Raw genomic sequence first — 3,038 nt, forward strand, 5'->3', positions numbered from 1 at the left:
TTTTTTATTTACTGCTCTTGAAACAATCTATTTAATAATTTTTTGTTCCCAACAATCCAAAGATTATCATTTTTTTCAAGGACAATATTCGATTCTGGATTTAGGATACGTTTACCGTTACGTTCAATACCTACAATCAAACCATTGGTACGTTCTCGTAATTTTGAACGACCAATACTTAGTCCAATAAAATTTTCATTATGTAATTCTATTTGGCGCAGGACAATCTCATCTTGTGGTGCAATTTTAGGAACTTCAATTTCATTTTGAATCAAGAAATCTGAAAATTCATTTACTTGTTTGTCAGTACCAATCACACAAATTTCATCACCAGGAAACAAACGTTCCATTTTATTAGGTACTTGAATCAAAATACCTCCTCGTTTGATATAAGCGATGTTGATTCCTAGCTCTTCTCTCATTCTGATTTCTCGAAGTGTTTTACCTGCTAGGTTTGATTCTTTTTGAATTTTAAAAGTGGTCATGTGACCATCCCAAGGCGTAAGATTGGCATAACGTCTGTCAATCTTTTTGGATTCTTTATCATTAAAGTTTTTCAAAAAATGATTCTCAATTCGGTGATACTGCTCGTGTAACTGTTTTGGAAAAAAATAATAAGCTAGAATAGCAATAACCAAAGCGAAAAAAGCAATAATAGGAGAGAAGAAAATATTCAATAAAAATCCAATATAGAACAATGCTAATCCCATTCTAAAAAAGATAAGCATCATAATAGGGCCTTTGTATTTTCGTTCTTGAAACAAGATTGTTACTTCTTTTACAGCCACACGACGTAATGATAGCGCCCATAAGAAAGGAGAAATAATAATAATCGTAATCAAGGCGGCAATGGCGTTTCCAAATTTAGAATCTTCCACTAGTGGCAATACAAATTTTGAAGACATCAAAATAATCGAAGTGATGATAATGGTGTGGATTACAATTTGAACTAAATGCGCTCTAATAACTACTTGCCAGGTACTCACGGCACGTATCGCTTGTGCATTAGTACTATAACGGGTAATGCTTTTAAGCCATTTCCGAGGAAGTTTGGTCTCTAAGTAATCAGAGAAGGGTACCGCCATCTTCACCATAAATGGCGTTGTAAAAGTAGTTATCGCTGATACGGCCACTACTATCGGATAGAGGAAACCACTAGTTACATTCATCGTCATTCCTAGGGTTGCGATGATAAAGGAGAATTCCCCAATTTGTGCCAAACTCATTCCCGTTTGTATGGACTGCTTCAAGGGTTGCCCTGATATTAGTGCACCTATAGTAGAACTAATGGATTGACCAAAAATGGTAATTAAAGTAAGTATCAATACAGGCAGCGCATGTTCATATAATGTAGCTGGATTAATTAACATTCCTACTGATACAAAGAAAACCGCACCAAATAAATCTTTTACAGGTTTTATTAAATGTTCGATATGTTCTGACTGAGTTGTTTCTGCAATAATAGACCCCATAATAAAAGCACCTAGGGCAGGAGAGAAACCAACATTAGATGCTAATATAACCATCATCAAACACAAGGCTAAAGAGATGATGAGTAACATTTCATCAGTTAATAAATTCTTGGCTTTTTTGAGTAAAGTGGGGATGAAAAAGATTCCCCCCACAAACCAAGCTGTCAAGAAAAAAGCTAATTTCAATACCGAAAAAAGCAATTCTCCACCTGAAAACTGTTGTGTAGCTGCTACTGTAGATAATAATACCATCATTAGGATGGCTACAATATCCTGAACAATCAGCGAGCCTATTACAATACCGGCAAATTTTTGTGCTTTAACACCTAATTCTTCAAAGGTTTTTAAGATAATGGTTGTCGATGAAACCGAGAGAATCACCCCAAGGAAAATACAATCCATTAGTTTCCAGCCCATCCACTTACCTGCCAAGAATCCCACTAGAACCATTGTAATGATTTGCGTGACGGCGGTGATAGAGGCTGTTCCGCCCACTTTCATCAGCTTCTTGAAACTAAATTCAAGTCCCAGACTGAAAAGCAAGATAATAACACCAATGTCTGCCCAGATTTCCACGCTTCGGATGTCTTTTACTGATGGGAAAAAATCAAAATGATTCCCTGCCAAGAATCCAGCGATTAGATATCCAAGAACTAAGGGTTGTTTTAGTTTTTTAAATAGTAATACAGCAATTCCGGCGGTCATAAGAATTAATCCTAAATCGCTTATTAAGGGCTTTAAATGACTTGTCGTTTCGGCTATCGTTGCTGCGGCACTCATTGTTTTTGTTTTGGTAATTACAATCAATAAAAAAGCTATCGATAAAGATAGCTTTTTTTTAAATATTTAGTTTGAAATCGAAGTTGTTCACTTTCGTTCGTTGAATTTTTGCTAAATAAATTCTTTAAGGACAACTTTTTTCATGTTTTAATTATATTCCTATAAAATTACTTGGAGTAATTTGTAATAATTCATTTTTTATTGCATCAGAAACTTCTAATGTACCAATAAAAGCATGAATAGAATCTTTAGTAATCGCTTCGTTTGTTCTTGTCAAACCTTTCAAAGTTTCATAAGGATTTGGATACGCCTCACGACGCAAAATCGTTTGAATTGCCTCAGCAACTACCGCCCAGTTTTTCTCTAAATCTTCGTGGAATTTGCTTTCGTTCAATAACAATTTATTCAATCCTTTCAAAGTGGCTTCAAAGGCAATGATTGTGTGCCCTACAGGAACTCCTACGTTTCTTAAAACGGTACTATCCGTTAAATCACGTTGCAATCTTGAGATAGGCAATTTAGCCGATAAGTGTTCGAAAATCGCATTTGCAATTCCTAAGTTTCCTTCTGAGTTTTCAAAATCAATTGGGTTTACTTTATGTGGCATCGCTGATGAACCAATTTCACCTGCTTTGATTTTTTGTTTGAAATAATCCATTGAAACATACGTCCAAATATCACGGTCTAAATCGATGATAATCGTGTTGATACGTTTCAAAGCATCAAAAAACGCTGCAAAATGATCGTAATGCTCAATTTGTGTGGTTGGGAACGAATGATGTAACC

The 3,038-nt window shown here is 35.3% G+C and carries 2 protein-coding genes; both read right to left on the reverse strand.

Annotated features, from left to right (window positions below; translation table 11 throughout):
• Window positions 1-8 precede the first annotated feature (8 nt).
• Window positions 9-2,252 carry a cation:proton antiporter gene (locus WBQ70_RS06605; protein ID WP_423912005.1) on the reverse strand — a complete coding sequence of 748 codons (2,244 nt, stop codon included), beginning with the start codon at window positions 2,250-2,252 and terminating at the stop codon, window positions 9-11.
• A 151-nt stretch (window positions 2,253-2,403) separates the two neighbouring features.
• On the reverse strand, window positions 2,404-3,038 hold a 635-nt coding region (locus WBQ70_RS06610), incomplete at its 5' end, for a lyase family protein (RefSeq protein WP_423912007.1).

The sequence above is a fragment of the Flavobacterium sp. genome (genome assembly GCF_049590715.1).
Taxonomy (GTDB): Bacteria; Bacteroidota; Bacteroidia; order Flavobacteriales; family Flavobacteriaceae; genus Flavobacterium.